A 20,534-nucleotide genomic window follows, 5' to 3' on the forward strand; every position below is an offset into this window, starting at 1 on the left:
ATTTTGTCTTCCCTTCGATACAAATGTACAGATCCGGGCTGTGAGAGACCGCTGGGTGCGTCCGCCGCTCGTGGTCGGTACCGGGGCCGGACGGGGCGAGCGGCGGTCAGGGGCACGCGTACGTGAAACGGGTGGTGGCCGTGCGCTCGATCGGCGACAGGATGCGCAGTTCGGCCCGGGCCGTGTGGCGCCCCGGTCCCTGGAAGGTCCACCGCAGATGCAGCCGTGCCCGCTTCTGTCCCCGGACTGTCTTTTCTTCCAGCACGCCCGAGGCGGTGCCGTCGCTGCGGACCCAGCGGTAGGAAAGGGTGCCCGGGCGGCCGTTCGTGGTGACGAGGGCGACGATGGACGCGGTGCCGTCGCAGTCGAGTTCCGCCGGCCTGGCCGTGACCGTGGCCGCGCCGACCCTGAGAGGCGGCCCGAGCCGCTGCCAGGCGAGGAGCGCGAGGACGCAGAGCACCACGAACACGGGCAGTGCGTGTCTGCGCGGCCGGCGCGGCCGGGGTGGAGGAGCCGGGGTGGCGGCGAGCGTCCGGTGGGTGCGGTGCCCGACGGTGGCGGTCACGCCCGGGCCGAAGCGAAGCACAGTGCCCTCGACGCGGTCGGGCGGCACCGGCCGTTTCCGCGCCGCGTGGTCGACGAGGGTCTCGTCACGCTCGGGGCGCTCGATCCAGTGGCTGGCCAGCACGGTGGCGCTGTACTCGGCGTCGGCCGAGCCCGGCTCGTCCCCCGGGGCGCGGCCGTCGGCGGGCGGGAGATCCACGCCCGGGGCGCGGCCGTCGGAGGGCCGGAGATCCACGCCCGGGGCGCGGCCGTCGGCGGGCCGGAGGTCCCGGGTCGTGTCGAGCACGCGGGGGGCAGCGCCCGCTTCGGCCGCCGGTACGAGCACCTCGGTCCGCTCGTCCGCGGTCGGCGGCGTTTGGGTCGGTCGGCCGGTGGTGGGCAGTACGTAGGTGGGCTCTTCGGTGGTTGGCAGAGTCTGGGTTGGTGGGCCGGTGGGCAGCACCTCGGTGGGCTCTTCGGCGGATCCCGGCGTGCCGGTGAGCTCGTATGCGGGAGCGTGGTCGTCATCGTGGGCGGTCATCGGAGGTCGCACCGCCTGGTGAGGAGCTGCTGTGAGGCGCCCCCGTCGGCGGCGGCCGGGGTCGTGGTGGCCTGGACCGCCCAGTAACAGTCCAGGGTCTGGAACGTGTGGTCGACGGTGAGCGTGTACTGGGTGGCGCCGCTGCGTTCGAAGGTCTGGGACGCACCGTCCGGGGTGCCCAGCCGGCCCGCCGTGCGGCTCGTGAACCAGGAGACCGTGATCGAGACCGGGCCGGTGCCGTCCGTGGTGATGCCGATGGTGGCCGTGGCGGTCACAGGACCTGTCTGCCGGAACGCCGACACCACGACGTCCTTGACGGCGGGCGCGGCGGGCGGGGTGGGCGTGGTGGTCGTGGGGCCCGTGGGGGTCGCCGCACCGGCCGGGCCGCCGGGCGCGGTGGTCTCCTCGTCTCCGGAGGGGGTGGCGGCGGCCGGGGGTTCGTCCGGACCGGAGGCCGTCGGCGCCGAGGGCGATGGGGTGAGCGACGGCCCGGCCGACTCGGTGGGCGTGGTGGACGCCGACGGCGGCAAGGAGCCTGTGGGACCGGGCGGAGCGGCCGGCCCGCGGCCGGGCTGAGGGCTGGTGGTGGCCAGGGCCTGGGCCGACCGCTGCGCGGCGGTCCCCGGGTCGAACGGGGACCCGAGGGCCAGGAGGACACCGAGAGCCGCGGCGGCGGCCGACACGAGCAGCCCCGGGCGGCCGGGCAGCCATGACTCCGCCGGGCCCTGTCCCGGCTGACGGCGCAGAACCGTGCGGGCCGTGTCCGTGGTGCTGTGGGGCGCCTCGCGGGACGAGGGCAGGAGCAGCGCCAGCAGGGCCACCAGGGCGGCGAGCCGGCTCCGGCCGCGTTCCTCCCAGTCGGGGCCGTAAGCGGTGCCGGCGGCGGCCTCCAGTTCCGCGACGAGATCCTCGGCGCGGGCGGGCCGTTCCTCGGGGTTCTTGGCCAGGCCCCGGCGGACCAGGCCCCGCAGTGCCTCGGGGGCCTCCTCGGCCGGCACGGGCGCGTCGACGTGCTGGAGCGCGAGTTCGGCCAGGTTGTCGCCCAGGTACGGCTTGTGGCCCGTCAGGCATTCGAAGAAGGTGGCCGTGGCCGCGTACACGTCGGCGGTGGGGGAGGCGGGCGCGCCGGTCCACTGCTCGGGGGCCATGTAGGAGGGGGTTCCCGCCACGCCCGAGCTGGTGCCCGCGTCCACCGCGATGCCGAAGTCGACCAGCTTGGAGTATCCGTCCGGTGTGACCAGGACGTTCTCCGGCTTGTAGTCGCGGTGGACGACGCCGATGCGGTGCGCGTCGGCCAGCCCGAGCAACGACCCCTTGAGGATGACGAGCGCGGCCTCGGGGCCGAGCGGGCCCTCCCGCTTCAGCAGCGCACGCAGCGAGACGCCGTCGACCAGCTCCATCACGATGGCGGCCCCGTCCGGGCTCTCCACGTACTCGTACAAGCCGGTGACGTACGCGCTCTCCAGTCCGGCCAGCAGGCGCGCCTCGGCTCGGAAGTCGTGCACGAATCCCGGCCGGGTGCGCAGGGACTCGCTGAGGTACTTCACCGCGACCGGAATGCCGGTCTCCTCGTGGACGGCCTGGACGACCCGCCCACTCGCCCCTTCCCCGAGTTCGAGCGACCCGGTGTATCCGGGCACTTCCCACCTGTTCATCGCATCCCCCTGGGCCGTCGTTCGGCGGCGGTCGGCCTCGCGCTCGAAGACACATCTTTCGGCCACTGCGGTTGCGTGGCCAGAAGTATGCGCGAGGCGTGCCCGGACCGTGACAGACCCGCTGGGTGAACGGGACGTTTCCCTTCAGGACCTCTGCTCCGCCGCCTCCGGCAGGCCGAGCAGGAGCAGTGTCACGTCGTCGTCATGGGAGGCCGGGTCCGGGACGAGGGCTGCGAGCAGCCGGTCCGCGGCCCGATCCAGCGTCTCCGGGTCCGCCTGCCCGTCCTTCGGTTCACGGCCGAGGGTGTGGGCGAGGGTGTGGGCGAGGACATCGATCTGGGCCTCGATGTCGGTACCGGGACGTTCGACCAGCCCGTCGGTGTACAGCGCGAGCGTGCTGCCGGGCGGCAGCGGATGGCTGACGTCCTCGAACGGCAGCGCCATGCCGGACGAGTCGTTGACACCCAGCGGCACACCGACCGGGGCCCCGAGCCGGCAGGCCGGTCCGCCGGGCGGCAGGGCGATGACGGGAAGGTGTCCGGCCGAGCACAGGGTGACCTCGTTCGCCTCCTGATCGATCACGAGGTAGACGCACGTGACCAGTTGATCCGCCAGGTCGCTCACGAACGCGTCCAGCCCGGTCATGAGCACACCGGGCGTGGCGCCCGTGCGGGCCAGGGCGTGGGAGGCGGCGCGCAACTGCCCCATGACGGCAGCGGCCTCCAGGCCCCGGCCCATCACGTCGCCGACGACGACGCCCGTGCGGCGCTTGTCGAGGGGGATGACGTCGAACCAGTCGCCGCCGACGCCGGGGTCCTGGACGGACGCGAGGTACCGGTGGGCGCTGGGCAGGTACGCGAGGCGGGGCGGCTGTCCCATGAGGCTGTGCTGCAGGGTGTGGGCGATCCGGCGCTGTTGCTCGTAGCGCTCGGCGCGGTCGGTCTCCGCCCGTCTGCGCTCGGTGATGTCCCGTACGGTCAGGAAGACGAGGGTCTCCTGCTCGGACTCGAGGCTGCTGACGCTCACCTCGACGGGGAACTCCGAGCCGTCGTCGCGCAGTCCGTACAGGTCCCGGTCCAGAACCATGGGTCTCGGATCGCGCAGGCGGAGGTAGGCGCCGAGGAGGGCGCCGTGCCGCCGTCGCCGCGGGACGGGTGCCAAGTGGACCACATCGGTGCCGACGAGGTCGTCCGGCGAACGGCCGAAGAGGCGCGTGACCTGCGGGTTGGCCATGACCACGGTGCCGTCGCCGTCCGTGATCAGGGTGGCGTCGGGCGCGGATTCCAGCAGCGCCCGGAACCGCCGGTGGGACCGTTGGACCTCCCGTTGGGCCGCGACGCGGTCGGTGATGTCGGTGACCACGCCGCAGACGGCGTAGGGACTGCCGGAGGTGTCGGTGAGCGGGAAGAGAGTGGAGAGGAACTCCCGCGCGCCCCCCGGCAGGGCGAGCACTTCCTCTCGCTGCACCGGCTTGCCGTCCGCCAGTAGGGCGAGGTCGGCGGGCCGCGCTCGCAGCCCCGCATCGGACGGCATGACGTCCTGGTCGCGCCGGCCGAGGACCTGCTCCCGACGCAGGCCCAGGATCTGCTCGAACGTCGTGTTGACCGACAGGAAGCGCCCGTCGAGATCCTTGATGAACACCACCGCGGGCGTGTGATCCATGAAGGCCTGAAGCAGTTCGTTCTGGCGTACCTGCCACTCCAGCCGGGCGTGAGCCGCTTCCACCCGCCGGCCCACCGCCAGCGTCGTGAAGATCACCGCCGTGAACACGGCCACGTGACCGCAGACGAGCAGAGCGGTACCCAGCCGCATCCCGAACACGCCCGCGTCCTCACCCGCCAGGACACCCCAGCCCAGCAGCGGCGGCACCACCACCACCGTGACGAACAGCCACCGTCCCAGCGCACCCGTCGTACCCGCGTTCCACAGCAGCCCTGCCGGGCCCTCGTCCGGGCGGGCCAGGAAGAGGGCCGTGCCCAGCAACACGAGCGCAAGAGCGGTGTGCAGTGCCATGCCCGTGTAGGCGCCGAACCGCTCCAGTTCTGGCACCGCGTAGGCGGACCCGTACAGCCGCAGCATGCCGAGGGCTCCGACGGCCAGGCCCGGGATCTGACTCGCCCAGGCGGGGATCCGCGACGCCCCGGCGCACAGGGTGGCCACCCCCGCCAGCACGAGCGCCGCGGCCGTGTTCGGCGCCATGCGTCCCGGAGCCCCGGTTCCCACCGCGGCGGTGGAGTCCTGGAAGAGCAACTCGTCGATGCCCAGACTCGCCCCGGTCGCGTACTCCACGAGGGTCAGCACGCCGAGCACGGCGGCCAGGGCCGCCGCCGCCCGGGCCGCGGCGAGGGTACGCGGGCGGACCGCACCGTGGGCGATCACGAACAAGGAGAAGCCGAGCGCCACGAGCGCCACGGCGGGATTGGGCTTCATCGACACCGCGGTACCGGGCAGCACCTTCTTCAGCACGTCGGTGTCGGAGACCCATCCGGCCAGGCTCACCAGCCCGAGCAGACCGCCCGTCAGGGCAGCGGCCCCGGCCACGGAACGCACGGCGTCGAGAACAGGAGGACGGAACGGCAGGCCGTCGACCCGCTCCGCGCGACGCGCGCCAGACAGCCCCGGCGTCCGCTGCTCCCTCGTCACCGCACTCTCATCCCTGCCGGGAGACTGCCCGACCCTCATGGATCAGGCTGAACAGTATTAAAAGGGTATAGGCCCGACGTGACGCCGACCCTGTGAGCCCGTCCCGCCTGTCCTGCTGCCCTGAACACGGCGCTCTCCGGCCCATGCGCCTCTGATGAGTTTTCGCGCCTGAACCCGTCACACCTACGAGGGACCACGACGAGGCGGAAGGATGACGTGATGAGTGCGGACACACGGCTGAAGGAGCTGGACGTGAGCGGGCTGGGCGAGGCCGACGAGCCGGCGTTCTCGGGGCTGGTGGAACGGCACCGGCGAGAGCTCCACGTGCACTGCTACCGGATGCTCGGGTCGTTCGAGGACGCCGAGGACACCGTGCAGGAGACGTTCCTCCGTGCCTGGCGGCGGCGGGAGACCTTCGAGGGGCGGTCGACGTTCCGGGCCTGGCTGTACCGGATCGCCACGAACGCCTGCCTGGACCTGCTCGCCAAGTGCCGCCCGGAACCCGCGACGGGCGGCGAGGCGCTGTGGCTGCAGCCCTACCCGGACCGGCTGCTCGACGAGCTGCCCGCGGGCGACGCGGAGGAGCCGGAGACCGTCGCCGTCGCGCGGGAGACGATCGAGCTGGCGTACCTGGTGGCGGTCCAGCACCTCGCGCCGCGCCCGCGGGCCGTGCTGATCCTGCGGGACGTGCTCGGCTGGCCGGCGAAGGACGTCGCTGAGTGTCTCGGGGACTCCGTCAACTCGGTGAACAGCGCCTTGCAGCGGGCCCGTGCCGGGATGCGGGAGCACCTGCCCGCCGAGCGGCAGGACTGGACGGGCGGCGAGCAGGACGCCGGGACGCGCGAGCTGGTGCGCCGCTATACCGACGCCAGCGTGGCCACGGACGTCGACGTGCTCGCCGCGATGCTGCGGGACGATGTCCGCTGCTCGATGCCGCCCACTCCGGGCCTGCATGTCGGCCGCGACGCGGTGGTGAGGGACTGGATCGAGAGTGGCTTCGAGGGCATGAAGGGCCTGCGCGGCGTCCCCACCTTCGTGAACCGGCAGCCCGCCGTCGCCTTCTACCTCTGGCAGAAGCGGGAGGGCGCCTACCTTCCGCTGACAATCGACGTTCTGCGCGTCACCGGTGGGGCGATCACCGAGATCATCACGTTCCACGACGACCGGTTCCCTCGGCTCGGGCTGCCGGAGCGCCTGCCGGCCAACGCCACGGAGTAGTCCCGGTGCGGCGATCCGGCGCCCGGCACCGATGCGGGAATCCGGAGCCCTGCACCGATGCGGAAATCCGGAGCCCTGCACCTCGTGCCACGACATTCCTGCGGCGCGGCCGGCGAGGGCCGGGAAAGCGCGGACAGCACGCTGTGGCTCGCCGGCGCTGCTGCAGCGGTGCTGGGGCACGAGCCGGATTTTCCGGAGTCCGACAGTCTGAGGATGTCGAGAACGTGCCACCGGCTCCGTCCCAGGGGTGTGAGCGGCCGCCGGCTGCACGAGGAAGAAGGAGAAGCCGGCATGGCGATTCAGCGGATGGACAACGTCGGCATCGTCGTCGAGGACTTGGATGCCGCCGTCGCGTTCTTCGTGGAACTCGGCATGGAGCTGGAGGGCAGGGCGGAGGTCGAGGGCCCCGTCGCCGACCAGTGCACCGGACTCGACGGCGTCCACTGTGACATCGCGATGCTCCGGACCCCGGACGGCCACAGCCGGCTCGAGCTGGCGAAGTACCGCAGCCCCGCGGTGATCAGCGCCGTGCCGCGCAACCGGCCGCACAACGTTCTGGGGACGCACCGTGTCATGTTCGCCGTCGACGGCATCGAGGACACCGTCGCCCGCCTGCGCCCTCACGGCGCCGAACTCCTCGGCCGGATCGCCCGGTTCGAGGACAGCCATTTGCTCTGCTACGTCCGCGGGCCGGAGGGCGTCATCGTCGGACTGGCCGAGCAACTGCGCTGATAGGCGGAACCGAACCACGCATCCGAACCACGCATCCGAACCACGCAGCCGAACGAGATCATCGAGAGGCCCTCGCGCACACTTCGGAACCGACGGCACCGGCAGGTGAGACACATCGGTGCCTCAGCCGGCTGTGACCGCGCTTCGGAGAGGATTTCGGCCCGTGCGTCGGCGGTCCGTACTTGGTCGAGGCGATCCCTCACGCGACCATGGTCGGGACCGATCGAGTCGTCGGTCGGTCTCTGAGGGCAGAGGGCGCGTATGGACGTTCGGCAGCTGGAATACTTCCTCGCGATCGTTGATCGTGGCGGATTCAACCGTGCGGCCTCCGCTCTGTACGTGTCGCAGCCGTCGCTGTCGCAGGCCGTGCGGGCACTGGAGCGTGATCTCGGCTCCGAGCTGTTCCACCGCATCGGGCGCAGGGCAGTCCTGACGGAGGCCGGAAGGGCCCTGATCGAGCCTGCCCTGGAGGCGATGGGCGAGCACTACAAGCTCGTCATCCTCTCCAACGCCGGCGACGCCTTCTTGGAGGAGAGCGTGCCCCGGCTCGGGGCGGACTTTCACGCTGTCTTCACGGCGGAGCAGGCCGGCTAGTACAAGCCCCGGTACGCGGCGTTCGAGTACATGCTCGACCAGCTCGACGCGTCCCCCGAGGACTTCGTGCACGTCTCCTCGCACACCCGCTACGACCTGATGCCGATGCACGACATGGGCTTCCGCAACCTCGTCCTCCTCGACCGGGGCTGCGACCCGGTCACCCACGGCTACGACTACATCACCGTGAAGTCCCTGGACGAGCTCAACACCATGCTCGGCATCTGACGCCGAGGCACGACGAGGAGCACTACGGCTCCTTCGCCCAGTTCGCGGTCGTCGACGACTACATGTGCCACCCCAAGTCCGCCCGGCTGTCCTGGGCGGAGGCCGCCTGCTACATGGCGACCGCCGCCACCGCCTACCGCCAGCTCTTCGGCCGGCCCCCGCACACCGTGCGCCCCGGCGACCCGGTACTCGTCCGGGGCGGCGCCGGCGGTCTGGGCTGCAACGCCATCCAGCTCGTCCGGCACGTCGGCGGCATCCCCGTCGTGGTCGTCTCCAGCGAGGAACGCGGCGAGTTCTGCCACCGCCCGTGAGGCGCGAGAAGTCACCCGGCTGATCGACCAGGGCATCATCGACCCATGTTTGTCCCGGACCTTCGATGTCGACGAAATCGGCCTCGCTCACCGGCTCATCCACGACAACCAGCACCAGCGGGGAACATGGCCGCACGGCTGGGCGACCGCGTGTGATTCGCATCCGGCCTGAAGGGTACCCACGTCCGGGAACGACGCACGTGCACTCCCGGGAGGTATCCATGGGCAAGCTGGGCGACATGATGAACAAGGCCAAGCAGATGGCCAAGGGTCACCCCGACCAGGCCGACAAGGGCGTCACGAGCGCCGAGCGCGTGGTCGACGAGCGGACGGGCAACAAGTACGACGCCAAGACCGACAAGGCCGGCGACGCGGTGCGGCGTTCCTACCGGGACGGCGGCACGCCGGAGCGCTGACCCGCCACCGTTTCCCGTCCCCGGCGCGCCGGGGACGGGAAACGCCTGTTCAGAGGCGGTCGTCGGCCCGGCCCAGGACGTAGCTGAACACGCCCGTCCCGACGCGCACCACCCGCACCCGCACCGCGTGGGCGGGCTCCGTACGCAGACGCACCAGCAGGCCGTCCCCGCAGGGGAACGCCCGCAGGTCCCGCAGACTCCCCGCCGGTCCCGGCCCGCCGCTCACCCTCGCACGCGGTGAGCGCCTTCCACGCGGCTTCCTTCGCCCCTCCGCGCCCGCTTCCTGCTCCCGCCGGACGTTCTCCACCTCGACGGCAACTCCCTGGGCCCGCTCCCCGCAGCCGTACCGGCGGCCCTCGACGACGTCGTGCGGCGCCAGTGGGCCACCGGACTCATCGGCTCCTGGAACGCGTCCGGCTGGTGGGAGGCGCCGCTGCGGGTGGGCGACGCCATCGGCGCACTCATCGGGGCCGCGCCCGGACAGGACGGTCGCGGGCGACTCCACGAGCGTGCAGCTCTTCACCGCGCTCGACGCCGCCGCCGCGCTCCGCCCGGACCGCCCGCTGCTGGTCACCGACCCCGAACACTTCCCCACCGACCGCTATCTGGCCGACGCGGTCGCCCGCCGCCGGGATCTGCGGGTACGGCGGGTACCACCGGCCGACCTTCCGCGCTTCCTCACCGCCGAAGGCCACCGGGTCGCCGTCGTCAGCTACGCGCCCGTCGACTTCCGCACCGGTGAGCTGTACGACATCGGGGCGCTGACCCGGGCCGTCCACGACGCCGGGGCCCACGCGCTGTGGGACCTGTGCCACGCGGCCGGTGCCCTGCCCCTCGACGTCGACGCCCTCGGCGTGGATCTGGCGGTCGGTTGCGGCTACAAGTTCCTCTCCGGCGGCCCCGGCACCCCGGCCTTCCTCTACGTCGCGCACCGCCACCACGCCGCGCTGGAGACGCCGTTGCCGGGCTGGACCGGCCACGCCGATCCGTTCGCCCTGGCCCGGGAGTACACGCCCGCCCCCGGCATCGCCCGGGCCCGCATCGGAACCCCGCCGATCCTGTCCCTGCTCGCCCTCGAAGCGGCCCTCACCGCCTTCGACGGCGTCGACCTGGACCAGGTCCGTGCCAAGAGCCTGTCCCTGACGGGCTTCTTCCTGCGCTGCGCGGACGAACTCCTGTCCCCCCTGGGCTTCACCTCCGTCACCCCGGCCGATCCCGGCCGCCGGGGCAGCCAGGTCACCCTCCGCCACCCCCATGCCCGCGGACTGGTCGCCGCCCTCGCGGACCGCGGCGTCATCGCCGACATGCGCGCGCCCGACCTGCTGCGCTTCGGCGTCAACGCCCTCTACACCAGCCACCGGGACCTGCTCACCGCCGCGCTCCACCTGCGGGACCTCACCCGGACCGCCGCCTACGACCCCACGCCCCCGGCCACGGGGCCGGTGACCTGAGGCAGGCAACCCGTCCGCGCGCTCGGGACACGGGACGGAACGTGCCCTTCCCCGTCGCGGGCTCTTCGCGAGACCACCGGGCGGGCATCGGCGGACCCGGGCGAGGCGGCGTCCTACGGCGTGTCCGGTGCCGTGCCTGCCAGGTAGACGGTGTTGGCCGAGGTGCCTCCGCGCAGGGGATTGTCGAAGTCGACGACATGAGCCGCCGCGTGTGCGAAGACCTCCGTGAGCGCGGTGGTGAACTCCTCGTCGGGCGGGTCGTTCGACCACAGGGCGAAGACCCCGCCGGGACGAAGATGACCGGCCAGGGCCCGGAGCCCGGCGGGCCGGTAGAGCGCCGCGTGCCGAGGGTGGAGCACATGGCGCGGTGAGTGGTCGACGTCGAGCAGGATGACGTGGAAGCGGCGGCCCGGCTCCTCGGGGTCCAGACCGCCGGGGTCGGCGGCCAGCTCGAAGAAGTCACCGTGTACCAGTCGGCAGCGGGCGTCCGACGTCAGCCGGGCCCCCAGGGGCACCAGGTGCCGCCGGTGCCAGCCGATGACCTCGGCGAGCGTGTCGATCACGGTCAGTGAACGCACCCGGCGGTCGTCCAGTGCGGCCTGGGCGGTGTAGCCGAGCCCCAGGCCGCCGACGGCGACATCCAGTCCGGTGTCCGGCAGCTCGGCCAGTGCGAGTTCCGCGAGGGCCGTCTCACCGGTGGTGAAGAGGCTGGACATCAGGAACTCGTCGCCGAGCTTCACCTCGTACACGTCCTCGCCCGACACCGGGTCGCGGCGCCGGCGCAGACTGATCTCACCGATCGGTGTCGGCTGCCAGTCGATCTCCTCGAAGCGCGCGCTCATTCGTGCTCCTCCTCCGCGCCCGGTAGGGGTCGGCGACTCTCGTGGTGGCGTTCCGGCTCAGGCGTCGATGATGACCGGGATGACCAGCGGCCTGCGGCGGTGGGTGCGGAACGCCCAGTTGGCCACGGCTCGGGCGATGAGCTGTTCGAGCTGATGAGCGTCGCCGACGCCTTCCTGGGCGGCGTTGGCCAGCGTCTTCTCGATGACGGGGATGACCGGCTCGAAGGTGCTCTCGTCGTGGACGAAGCCGCGCGCCAGGAAGTCGGGAGCCTCGGCCAGGGCGCCGGTGTCGGCGTCGACGATGGCCACGACGGTGACGACGCCTTCCTCGGCCAGGGTGAGGCGGTCCTTGAGGGAGGCCTCCGTCGCGCCACCGACCTCCATGCCGTCCACGTAGACGTTGCCCGCGGGCACCTTGCCGGTGATGGCGGCGCGACCGTCGACGAGGTCGACGACCACACCGTCCTCGGCGACGACGACCCGCTCGGGATCCACGCCGGTGCGGATGGCGAGGTCGGCGTTGGCCCGCAGGTGACGGAACTCGCCGTGCACGGGCATGACGTTGCGGGGCCGGACGATGTTGTAGCAGTAGACGAGCTCCCCGGCGCTGGCGTGGCCGGAGACGTGCACCTTGGCGTTGCCCTTGTGGACGACGTTGGCGCCCCACCGGGTCAGGCCGTTGATCACCCGGTAGATGGCGTTCTCGTTGCCGGGGATGAGGGAGCTGGCGAGCAGGACGGTGTCGCCCTTGCCGATGCGGATCTGGTGGTCGCGGTTGGCCATCCGCGACAGCGCCGCCATGGGTTCGCCCTGGGAGCCCGTACACACCAGGGTGATCTTGTGGTCGGGGAGCTTCTCCAGCTCCTTGGTGTTCACGACCAGGCCGGACGGAACCTTGAGATAGCCCAGGTCGCGGGCGATGCCCATGTTGCGGACCATCGAGCGGCCCACGAAGGCCACCTTGCGGCCGTGCGCGTGGGCGGCGTCCAGGACCTGCTGGATGCGGTGCACGTGGCTGGCGAAGCTGGAGACGATCACCCGCCGCGGCGCCGTGCGCATCACCTGCTCGATCGCGGGGTTCAGCTCGCGTTCGGAGGTGGTGAAGCCGGGAACCTCGGCGTTGGTGGAGTCGGTGAGGAACAGGTCCACGCCCTCCTCGCCGAGCCGGGCGAAGGCACGCAGGTCGGTGATGCGGTCGTCCAGCGGGAACTGGTCCATCTTGAAGTCACCGGTGTGCAGCACCAGCCCGGCCGCGGTACGCAGGGCCACCGCGAGGCTGTCCGGGATGGAGTGGTTGACGGCCACGAACTCGCAGTCGAAGGGACCGAATCCCCGCCGGTCGCCCTCGCGTACACGCACCGAGCGGGGCCTGATCCCGTGCTCCTTGAGCTTGGCCTCCAGGAAGGCCAGGGTGAGCTTCGAGCCGACGACGGGAATGTCCGACCGCTCCCGCAGCAGGTAGGGCACGCCGCCGATGTGGTCTTCGTGGCCGTGGGTGAGGACGATGGCGACGATGTCGTCGAGGCGGTCCCGGATCGAGGTGAAGTCCGGCAGGATCACGTCCACGCCGGGCTGGTTCTCCTCAGGGAACAGCACACCGCAGTCCACGATCAGCAGTTTGCCCTGGTGCTCGAAGACGGTCATGTTGCGACCGATCTCGCCGAGGCCGCCGAGGGCGACGACGCGCAAGCCTCCGGCCGGCAGGGGAGGGGCGGGCTTCAAATGGGGGTGCGGATGACTCATACCCCCCGACGCTACCGGAGGGCCCGCTGGAATGATCCACTGCCTGCCCCGTGACACGGGCTCCCCCGGCGACCTCATGGGTTCTCGCTCCCGCCCCGCAGCTGTGTCGTGCCGGCCCGGCGGTCCGGCCGGTGGTGGTCGTGATCGCCGTGCGGCCCGTGCCTTCCCCTCGGAGGAAAGGGCCGGGCCCTGGGCTTCGGCATGCCCGTGGAATAGCCGCGTGGACCCGGCTCGTTGATCATCGGGGCGCCGGTGTGACGCCGGAGCCGAAGAGCTGCACCGAGAGAAATCGAGAGAAGGGGGCATCCGGCGTGGACATCTTCATCATCGGCATCACCGGCGGTATCGGTGGTCTGCTGGCGCAGAGACTGCGCTCCCGGGGGGACGCCGTCCACGGGCTGGTTCGGCGGGAGGACCAGCGGGCCGAACTCGCAACGCGAGGTGTGGACGCACGAGTCGGCGATCTCTCCGCGATGACCGTGGACCAACTCGCTGCGGCCTTCGGCGACGTCGACGTGATCGTGTTCAGTGCCGGATCCAATGGCGGCAGCAGGGACGTCACGACGGCGATCGACGGCGAGGGGGTCGTCAAAGCGATGGAAGCCGCCCGCCTCGCCGGTGTGGAGCGCTTCGTGCTGGTGTCGGTGCTTCCGGAATCATGGCGGGAACGCGACCTGGGCGAGGAGGTCGAGTACTACTTTGCTGTGAAGAAGGGCGCGGACGTCGCGGTCAGCCGCAGCGATCTGAACTGGCTGATCCTCCGTCCGTCACTCCTTCTCGACGGTCCGGGAACCGGCACCGTGTCCCTCGGCCCGGCAGAGCTCCACGGCGAGATCACTCGCGACGATGTCGCCGCCACCCTCGCGGAACTGCTCCACGAACCCCGGATCGGCCGACAGATCCTCGAACTCAACGAGGGGTCGACGCCCATTCAGGAGGCGGTCCGAGCGCACGTCCGCTCGTGACCCGACCGGCGGTCCTCGCGCAGGTCCCCCTCGTTCGACCTGGTCCCTGGCATGCCGTTCCGCGCAGCGGCGGCAGCCGACTCAGACGATCTTGACAGTGGTGCCGTTGTCTTCGAGCGCGCCGGTTTCGTCGGCGGGTGCGGTGGTGTCGGTGACGAGGACGTGCACCAGGGCGGAGGGTCCGACGTGGGCGTGGGCGGTGCGGCCCGGTTTGCCGCCGTCGGCGGCGGCGATGATGCGGCGGGCCGAGGTGATGACCGCCTTCTTCACCGCTGCTTCGTCCAGGTCGTAGGCGGTCACGCCGTCGCCGGCGGTCGGGCCGCAGCAGCCCAGGACGGCGGTGTCGAGGCGCAGCGCCGACAGGGAGCCGAGGGTGAGAGGCCCGACGAGGGCTCCTTCGCCGGCGCGGGGCCGGCCTCCGGGGACCAGGAGCGCGGTCGGCTCGGGGGCGTCGCCGAGGAGGCGGATCGCCTGAAGCGACAGGGGCATGACGGTCACCTGGCGACCGTGCAGCAGGCGCGCGACTTCCAGACAGGTCGTGCCGCTGTCCAGCAGGACGGTTTCGCCCTCGGTGATCAGTGAGGCCACCTCCGCCGCGATCCGGCGCTTCGCATCGAGGGATTCGCGGGCGCGCAGCGCGAAGGGGGGTTCGTCTCCTCAAAGGAGGAGGGTGCGCGCACCGCCGCACCGCCCGCGCGGCACGGCCGGACCACGCGCCGCGCGGCTTCCTCCCTCACGGGCACCGGCGGCACCGCGCACGTCCGGGTGAACCATGATCGACTTCCGTGATCGACGGCCGTGTCGCCAGCAGGTTCGGACCGAGCGGTGTAGCGTCGATATCCAGCAGTCGTGGTTCCGAAGTCCCGTGCGCCCGTGATCACGATCATGGGCGTTCTTGCTGTTCAGCGCCGCTCCGGACCAAGGCGATCACCTCCCGGGCCCGCAGGGTGCGAGCCCGGTCTTCCTCAAAGGAGCAAGCCATGGCCAAGGGCACCGTCAAGTGGTTCAACAGCGAGAAGGGATTCGGCTTCATCGAGCAGGAGGGCGGCGGACCTGACGTCTTCGCCCACTACTCCAACATCGCCGCTCAGGGCTTCCGCGAGCTGCAGGAGGGGCAGAAGGTCGAGTTCGACGTCACGCAGGGCCAGAAGGGGCCGCAGGCGGAGAACATCCGACCGGCATGACACAGGGCCCGGCGGGGCCCAGGAGGCCCCGCCGGGACACCTACCAGGTGATCACCACCTCGGATCAGGGTCGTGGCGCTCAGACGCCCGACCCTGATCGGCCTTCTTCCCGCTCTCGGCGCTTCATCGCTCTCCGGACCAGATCGCAAGGACGGTCCCAGGCGCCTCCCGTCCCGCCTCCCGGCCGGTCCGCGAGGGCAACGCCAAAGGCGACGCCAACGGCGGACGACCGCCCCACGCACCCAAGGAGGGGGTCGCGTACGCCAGTTGGCTGTACGGCGACTGCATCACGAGCGCCCGGCGCGGGCGCTCAGCGCGGCAGGCGAAGGTACCGCTTGCCGCGCTGTCAGACGCTCGCGTAGCCACCGGGTGACGGGGCCCTCGCGACGCTCGGCGTCCCCTGAGGGCACGGACGGCGCCGCGCCCTTGTCACACCATCGGCACGGGTGTCGTCGTCCCGCAGTCCGAGACGCCGTCCAGCCACGCCGGCCCCTTGATGTAGATGTTGCTCACCCACGCCCGGTAGTCCGGCAGGTACGACCACGCGTCGTTGTCGTAGCCCTCGGCGCTGACCATCTCCGCATGGATCTGGCACTGCACCCGGATGGTGGTGGAGTACGGGAAGGCGTACACGCGCTCCGCGCCGAGCGAGGGCTTCGCCTTGGTCCACACATCCGTGCCCCAGGTCTGGTGGATGTGACCGGTGACCTGGCCGGTGTTGACGCGGACGGCTCCGAAGTAGCCGTTCATGCGCACGTCACTGACCATGAGCCGGGTGCCCGACTCCTTCGCCTCGACCATCTTGCCCGCGCCCAGGTAGATGGCGATGTGGTGCAGGTCCTTCGACGTGCCCCAGGCGAGCAGGTCGCCCGGCAGCAGCGGGGCGAGGCCTTGTGCGGCGGTGAAGCGGGCCGCCGCGCGGTGCGTGTAGTACTGCCGGCTGGCGATGCCGTTGAGGATGTCGGAGCCCGTCGCCTTGGCGTAGGCGTGCCGGACCAGGCCGGAGCAGTCGAAACCGAGCCGCTCGGGGTCGTGCGCACTGTCCGGGTCGGTCGGGTCGACCTGCCCGTAGGTGGCGCCCGGCTGGGAGCCGTGGCCGCCGCCCCACGTGTACCAGGTGCCGGCCGCCACCTCGGCGCAGGCGGCGGCGATCGCCCGCTCGGCCGCGGGGGAGGCCCCGGGCGCGAGGGCGCCGCACGAAGCGGCGGCCGCCCGTGGCGCGGACGCCGGGCCGGGCGCGGCGGCGGCCACCGGCGCCCAGAACATCAGGGCCATGAAGGCGATCAGTGTGCGGATCAGACCGGTCCGGCGGACCATGCCAGGACCCCCGTTTCCTGTAGGCGGTGAGGAAGTGATGGCACAGCAGCCTGCTGGCCGTGCCCCGCACCCGTCGACATCCCGCCCGTCGACTCCCGCCGACGGGCAACGGGAAACACCTGGGAAACCCCCTCCGAGCAGGGACGCCGTCTCAGTCCCGGCCGTCGCAGGAAGCCCCGTCCGAGAGCGGGACCCCCGGCAGGAGTGCGGCGCGGTCGCCGGCGCCCAGGTCCGCGCGCACCCGGCAGATCTCCGCCAGCCGCGCCCCGGGGTCGAGGTCCCACAGCCGTACGGTGCCGTCCGTGCTGCTGCTGGCGACCGTGCGCCCGTCGGGGGCGAAGGTCACGCCCCACACCGCGTTGGTGTGCCCGGTCAACGTCGCCCACAGACGCCGTCCGGCCACGTCCCACAGGCGCACCGTACGGTCGTTGCCGCTGCTGGCGAGCGTACGGCCGTCCGGAGCGAAGGCGATGCCCCGCGTGGAGCCGGTGTGCCCGGTCAGGACGGCCCGCGCGCGGCTGCGGCCCACGTCCCACAGCCGTATGGTGCCGTCGTTGCCGCTGCTGGCCAGGGTCCGCCCGTCCGGGGCGAAGGCGACGCTGCGGACCGCGCCGGTGTGGCCGTCCAGGGTGCCGAGCGGCCGGCGCGCGGACACGTCCCACAGCCGTACGGCCAGGTCGTCGCCGGCGCTCGCCAGGGTCCGGCCGTCGGGGCTGAAGGTGACGCCGTTGACGTAGTCCCGGTGGCCGGTCAGTGTTGCCCGCGGCGTGCGTTCGCCCACGTCCCACAGGCGCACCGTGCGGTCGGCACCGGCCGAGGCCAGGCTCCGGCCGTCGGGCGCGAAGGCGACGGAGAGCACCTGCCCGGTGTGGCCGGTCAGCGTCCTCAGCGAGGAACGGGCGGCCACGTCCCACAGCCGGATCGTGCCGTCGGAGCCCGCCGACGCCAGAGTTCGCCCGTCGGGTGCGAAGGCCACCGAGAAGACCGTCTCCGTGTGGCCGCGGAGCGTCGCCAGCAGCCGCCGGCCGCGCACCTCCCACAGACGCACGGTGTGGTCGGCGTCGGCGGTGGCCAGCAGCGACCCGTCGGGGCTGTACCGGGCCTGCCACACCTGTGTGAACGGACGCGCCGTCAGCACCGGGCCGCCCAGATCCCACAGGACGACGGACCGGTCGAACCCGGCGGTGGCCAGCAGGGCGCCGTCGGAGGTCACAGCCGCCCCCATGACGTAGTCGGTGTGACCGGCCAGCACGGCGGTCTGCCGGCCGCTGCGGACGTCCCACAGCCGGGTCGTGCCGTCGCCGACCGCACCGATGACCGTGGCGCCGTCGGGCGTGTACGTCACGGCGTTGATGTCGTCACTGCTCCCGGACAGCGTCGCGCTGAGCCGGGCACCGCGGACGTCCCACAGCCGTACCGTCCGGTCGATGCCGCCGGAGGCCACCTCGCGGCCGTCCGGGGAGAACGCGGCGCCCAGCACCTCGTCGGTGTGCCCCTTCAGCACGGTGAGCTGCCCCGCCCGGTCGGTGTCCCACAGCCGCACCGTCCGGTCGGTGCCGGCGGAGACCAGGGCCCGGCCGTCCCGGGCGTACCCCAGGGCGTTGACCGTTCCCTCGTGTCCGGTCAGGGCGGCGGTGACGCGCGGGGCGCGTGCGGTGTCCCACACCTCGATCACCCCGCGCGTCGTCGCGACGGCGAGCCTGCCCCCGCGGGGGTCGAAGGCCAACGTCCGGGCGCCTTCGGTGCCCTTGCCGAGCACGGCCGTCCGCCGGGCCCCGGCGACGTCCCACAGACTCACGGGACCGTGTGCCGACGTCGCCGCCAGGAGGCGGCCGTCGGAGCTGAAGGCGATCGAGCGGACCGGACCGCGCACCGCGAACGTGGCGGTCGTACGGTGATCGTGCACCCGGCGCAGCGTCACCGTCCCGTCGGAACTGGCCGTCGCCAGGGACCGGTTGCCCGGCGCGAAGGCCACCGCGTTGACCGGGCCCCGGTGGCCGCCGAGCCGACCGGAGAACGGCTGTGACTGGGTGCTCAGCAGCGCGCCGCGCGCCTCGGTGGTGGCATGGGCCCGGTACGCCTCCCCGGCCAGCAGCATGGAGGCCTCCGGCTGGCCCTCGGCGAGCGACGCGGACCGTACGGCGAGGGCCTGGGAGCGCGCGACGCGTTCCTGGTCGAGGGCGCTCTCGCGCTGCTGGTAGGCGAGGGCGCCGGCGGTCAGGGCGAGCCCCAGCAGTACGACGAGGGTGGCCAGCATGGACTGCCGCAGCCGGACCTGTCGTCTGGTCTGTCGCTCCAGGACTTCCCGCTCGGCCAGGCTCGCCCTGAGGAACGCCTCCTCGCCGGGACTGAGCCGGCTCCACCCGTCCAGCTCGTCGGCCCAGGAACGCACGGTGTTCAGCCGGGTGCCGCGGTACAGGGCGGACGGATCGTGGCCTTCGCGCTCCCACTCCGCGGCGGCGTGCGCCAGTTGCTGGTGGAGCAGCAGTCCGGCACGGTCGGCGTGGATCCAGTCGCGCAGCCGCGGCCAGGCGTGAAGGAGGGCCTCGTGGGTGATCTCGACGGTGTCGCTGTCCATCGTGATGAGCCGGGCCCGTACGAAGGCGTCGAGCGCGGCGGTCGCACCGTCCGCGTCGGCGAGCTGCTCCATCAACGCCGACCGGCTCATCCGGCGGCGGGTCGCCCGGGCCCCGTCCGCGACGTACACCAGGCGGGACAGGACACGGCGGAGCGTCTTCTGCTCGGCCGGATACAGCCGGGCGAAGACGTTCTCCGCGGTGCGGGCGATCGCGCCCTGGATCCCGCCGGCCCGCTCGTACCCGGCGACGGTCAGCGCGGAGCCCTCACGCCGCTGCCAGGTGGCCAGCAGGGCGTGGGAGACGAGAGGGAGGGCGCCCCAGGGCGTCTCGTCGGCTCCGGGACGGGTCCCCTGCGCGGCGCCGGGGGCGGTGCCGCCCGGTCCGTCGCGCAGTCCCGCGTCACGCAGCAGCAGGGGCACGAGGCCCGGCTGGAGGGTCAGCCCGGCGAGTTCCGCCGGGCGCGTGATGGACTCCCGCAGCTCCGCCACGGACATCGGGGGCAGCACGAACAGCCCGTCGGTGCAGACCGGGGCCAGTTCGGGCAGTTCCAGACAGTTGCCGGTGAAGTCGGCCCGCATGCCGAGCACCACCACGGCGGGGCCGTGCCCCTTGCCCTCCGGCCTGGACGCCGACAGCGCGCGGAGCACCCGGACGAAGGAGCGCCGCTCTTCCTCGTCCGCGCACAGCGTGAAGAGTTCCTCGAACTGGTCGACGATCAGCACCGGCCGACGGGGCGGGGGCCTGCGGTCCCCCGGAGCCGTGGACGGGGCGTCCGTCATGGCGCGTACGGCGTCCAGTACCGCGTCGGGGTTGCGCCGGGCTTCCTCGACGGTGACGCCGAGGTCACCGCCCACTGCTTTCGCGGTGCGCTCCAGCAGCTCGTCCAGGGGCCGCGAGGTGGGCGTGAACGTCACCACCGGCCACCGGTCGGCGCCCGGCATCGGGAAGTCGCCGCGCCGCAGCGCGGGCACCAGTCCCGCGTTGAGCAGCGAGGACTTGCCGGCGCCCGAGGGAGCGACCAGCAACAGCGGGCCGCTGCCCACCCGTTCGAAGACCCGTTCCACCAGGGCGGCCGTCGCGCGTTCCCGGCCGAAGAACCACTCCGCGTCCTGCGGGGTGAACGCCGACAGGCCGCGGTAGGGACACGCCCCGTCGGACGGGCGCTCGCTGAGCGCGGCCTCGAGGGCGTCCCCGCCGTCGGAGGGCGGTCTCTCCTGGACGAGTCTGAGCAACTCCCCGTCCGCGCGAAGCACTTGGTCGCAGAGGCGGGCGACGTCGAGGGTCGCCCGCTTCGTCCCGGTCTCGATCTTGCTGAGGTAGCCCTTGCTGTAGTGCGTCTGCCGTGCCAGATCGGTCAGCGACAGACCGCGTGCCTGTCGCAGTCGTCGCAGTTGTGCGGGGAAGGAGTGCGTGGTCAGCGCGTTCCGGTCCCGCCCGTTCCGGTGGTCGGTGTCATGCCCGTGCTGCGGGTCTCCCACGGTGTCCCCCATGGCAGTGCGTCCGTGAGGCGGCGGATGCCCAGGCTACTGCGGGGGCACTCAGGGCAGCCAAGCCTTTCCCCGGTGTGGCGAA

At 72.2% G+C, this 20,534-nt stretch carries 15 protein-coding genes and 3 pseudogenes; 9 read left to right on the plus strand and 9 right to left on the minus strand.

The window, feature by feature from the left end; translation table 11 throughout:
- Positions 1-106: 106 nt before the first annotated feature.
- From QNO09_RS15380 to QNO09_RS15390, 3 genes are all read right to left on the minus strand, one after another.
- Positions 107-1,084, minus strand: coding sequence for a hypothetical protein (locus QNO09_RS15380; RefSeq protein ID WP_283970740.1), 978 nt, complete (start codon positions 1,082-1,084; stop codon positions 107-109).
- Positions 1,081-2,739, minus strand: coding sequence for a serine/threonine-protein kinase (locus QNO09_RS15385; protein ID WP_283970741.1), 1,659 nt, complete (start codon positions 2,737-2,739; stop codon positions 1,081-1,083). Before QNO09_RS15385 ends, QNO09_RS15380 begins: the two co-directional genes overlap by 4 nt.
- A gap of 144 nt (positions 2,740-2,883) precedes the next feature.
- Positions 2,884-5,382: a PAS domain S-box protein gene (locus QNO09_RS15390; protein WP_283970742.1), complete on the minus strand. Its 2,499-nt coding sequence runs from the start codon at positions 5,380-5,382 to the stop codon at positions 2,884-2,886.
- 219 nt (positions 5,383-5,601) lie between these two features.
- On the opposite strand from QNO09_RS15390, the gene QNO09_RS15395 reads away from it, so the two are divergent.
- The 6 genes and pseudogenes from QNO09_RS15395 (at position 5,602) to QNO09_RS15420 (ending at position 8,881) form a co-directional block, all read left to right on the plus strand.
- On the plus strand, positions 5,602-6,600 hold the full coding sequence (locus QNO09_RS15395; RefSeq protein ID WP_283970743.1) for an RNA polymerase subunit sigma-70: 999 nt from the start codon (positions 5,602-5,604) through the stop codon (positions 6,598-6,600).
- A gap of 291 nt (positions 6,601-6,891) precedes the next feature.
- The gene (locus QNO09_RS15400; protein ID WP_283970744.1) at positions 6,892-7,332 is read left to right on the plus strand and encodes a VOC family protein; all 441 of its coding nucleotides are present in this window, start codon (positions 6,892-6,894) and stop codon (positions 7,330-7,332) included.
- Between the two features lie 261 nt (positions 7,333-7,593).
- Positions 7,594-7,809 (plus strand): annotated as a pseudogene (locus QNO09_RS15405) (LysR family transcriptional regulator); the annotation flags it as partial.
- A 147-nt stretch (positions 7,810-7,956) separates the two neighbouring features.
- Positions 7,957-8,154 (plus strand): HAD family hydrolase, encoded by a 198-nt coding sequence (locus QNO09_RS15410; protein WP_283970745.1) that lies wholly within the window; start codon positions 7,957-7,959, stop codon positions 8,152-8,154.
- Positions 8,155-8,216: 62 nt separating this feature from the next.
- Complete coding sequence (locus QNO09_RS39955; RefSeq protein ID WP_502962297.1) at positions 8,217-8,465, plus strand: hypothetical protein; 249 nt, start codon at positions 8,217-8,219, stop codon at positions 8,463-8,465.
- A gap of 221 nt (positions 8,466-8,686) precedes the next feature.
- Entirely contained in the window at positions 8,687-8,881 is a 195-nt protein-coding gene (locus tag QNO09_RS15420; RefSeq protein WP_283970746.1) for an antitoxin, read from the plus strand.
- 49 nt (positions 8,882-8,930) lie between these two features.
- Here QNO09_RS15420 and QNO09_RS15425 read toward each other — a convergent pair whose 3' ends face one another.
- Positions 8,931-9,107: a hypothetical protein gene (locus QNO09_RS15425; RefSeq protein WP_283970747.1), complete on the minus strand. Its 177-nt coding sequence runs from the start codon at positions 9,105-9,107 to the stop codon at positions 8,931-8,933.
- A 42-nt stretch (positions 9,108-9,149) separates the two neighbouring features.
- Here QNO09_RS15425 and QNO09_RS15430 point away from each other — a divergent pair.
- Positions 9,150-10,332 (plus strand): annotated as a pseudogene (locus QNO09_RS15430) (kynureninase); the annotation flags it as partial.
- Between the two features lie 113 nt (positions 10,333-10,445).
- Here QNO09_RS15430 and QNO09_RS15435 read toward each other — a convergent pair.
- Together QNO09_RS15435 and QNO09_RS15440 are read right to left on the minus strand one after the other, a co-directional pair.
- The gene (locus tag QNO09_RS15435; RefSeq protein ID WP_283970749.1) at positions 10,446-11,174 is read right to left on the minus strand and encodes a polyamine aminopropyltransferase; all 729 of its coding nucleotides are present in this window, start codon (positions 11,172-11,174) and stop codon (positions 10,446-10,448) included.
- 57 nt (positions 11,175-11,231) lie between these two features.
- The gene (locus QNO09_RS15440; protein WP_283970750.1) at positions 11,232-12,917 is read right to left on the minus strand and encodes a ribonuclease J; all 1,686 of its coding nucleotides are present in this window, start codon (positions 12,915-12,917) and stop codon (positions 11,232-11,234) included.
- Between the two features lie 311 nt (positions 12,918-13,228).
- Here QNO09_RS15440 and QNO09_RS15445 point away from each other — a divergent pair, with 311 nt between their 5' ends.
- On the plus strand, positions 13,229-13,882 hold the full coding sequence (locus QNO09_RS15445) for an NAD(P)H-binding protein (protein WP_283970751.1): 654 nt from the start codon (positions 13,229-13,231) through the stop codon (positions 13,880-13,882).
- An 81-nt stretch (positions 13,883-13,963) separates the two neighbouring features.
- Here the strand turns inward: QNO09_RS15445 and QNO09_RS15450 are convergent.
- Positions 13,964-14,656 (minus strand): annotated as a pseudogene (locus QNO09_RS15450) (DeoR/GlpR family DNA-binding transcription regulator).
- A gap of 206 nt (positions 14,657-14,862) precedes the next feature.
- Between QNO09_RS15450 and QNO09_RS15455 the strand changes: the two are divergent.
- Positions 14,863-15,066, plus strand: a complete 204-nt coding sequence (locus QNO09_RS15455) for a cold-shock protein (RefSeq protein ID WP_007379522.1) — start codon at positions 14,863-14,865, stop codon at positions 15,064-15,066.
- A gap of 429 nt (positions 15,067-15,495) precedes the next feature.
- Here the strand turns inward: QNO09_RS15455 and QNO09_RS15460 are convergent, their stop codons facing one another.
- Together QNO09_RS15460 and QNO09_RS15465 are read right to left on the minus strand one after the other, a co-directional pair.
- Entirely contained in the window at positions 15,496-16,383 is an 888-nt protein-coding gene (locus tag QNO09_RS15460) for an NlpC/P60 family protein (protein ID WP_283970752.1), read from the minus strand.
- A gap of 151 nt (positions 16,384-16,534) precedes the next feature.
- Positions 16,535-20,452, minus strand: a complete 3,918-nt coding sequence (locus QNO09_RS15465; protein WP_283970753.1) for an nSTAND1 domain-containing NTPase — start codon at positions 20,450-20,452, stop codon at positions 16,535-16,537.
- Positions 20,453-20,534 lie beyond the last annotated feature (82 nt).

Origin of the sequence: Streptomyces sp. 378 (assembly GCF_030124145.1) — a bacterium.
Lineage (GTDB): Bacteria > Actinomycetota > Actinomycetes > Streptomycetales > Streptomycetaceae > Streptomyces.

Excerpts from the sequence above, each read along its gene's own strand:
- QNO09_RS15440 (WP_283970750.1), bottom strand. The coding sequence starts at position 12,917 with ATGAGTCATCCGCACCCCCATTTGAAGCCCGCCCCTCCCCTGCCGGCC.
- QNO09_RS15410 (WP_283970745.1), top strand. The coding sequence starts at position 7,957 with ATGCTCGACCAGCTCGACGCGTCCCCCGAGGACTTCGTGCACGTCTCC.
- QNO09_RS15435 (WP_283970749.1), bottom strand. The coding sequence starts at position 11,174 with ATGAGCGCGCGCTTCGAGGAGATCGACTGGCAGCCGACACCGATCGGT.
- QNO09_RS15420 (WP_283970746.1), top strand. The coding sequence starts at position 8,687 with ATGGGCAAGCTGGGCGACATGATGAACAAGGCCAAGCAGATGGCCAAG.
- QNO09_RS15395 (WP_283970743.1), top strand. The coding sequence starts at position 5,602 with ATGAGTGCGGACACACGGCTGAAGGAGCTGGACGTGAGCGGGCTGGGC.
- QNO09_RS15380 (WP_283970740.1), bottom strand. The coding sequence starts at position 1,084 with ATGACCGCCCACGATGACGACCACGCTCCCGCATACGAGCTCACCGGC.
- QNO09_RS15400 (WP_283970744.1), top strand. The coding sequence starts at position 6,892 with ATGGCGATTCAGCGGATGGACAACGTCGGCATCGTCGTCGAGGACTTG.
- QNO09_RS39955 (WP_502962297.1), top strand. The coding sequence starts at position 8,217 with ATGTGCCACCCCAAGTCCGCCCGGCTGTCCTGGGCGGAGGCCGCCTGC.
- QNO09_RS15385 (WP_283970741.1), bottom strand. The coding sequence starts at position 2,739 with ATGAACAGGTGGGAAGTGCCCGGATACACCGGGTCGCTCGAACTCGGG.
- QNO09_RS15455 (WP_007379522.1), top strand. The coding sequence starts at position 14,863 with ATGGCCAAGGGCACCGTCAAGTGGTTCAACAGCGAGAAGGGATTCGGC.
- QNO09_RS15465 (WP_283970753.1), bottom strand. The coding sequence starts at position 20,452 with ATGGGGGACACCGTGGGAGACCCGCAGCACGGGCATGACACCGACCAC.
- QNO09_RS15460 (WP_283970752.1), bottom strand. The coding sequence starts at position 16,383 with ATGGTCCGCCGGACCGGTCTGATCCGCACACTGATCGCCTTCATGGCC.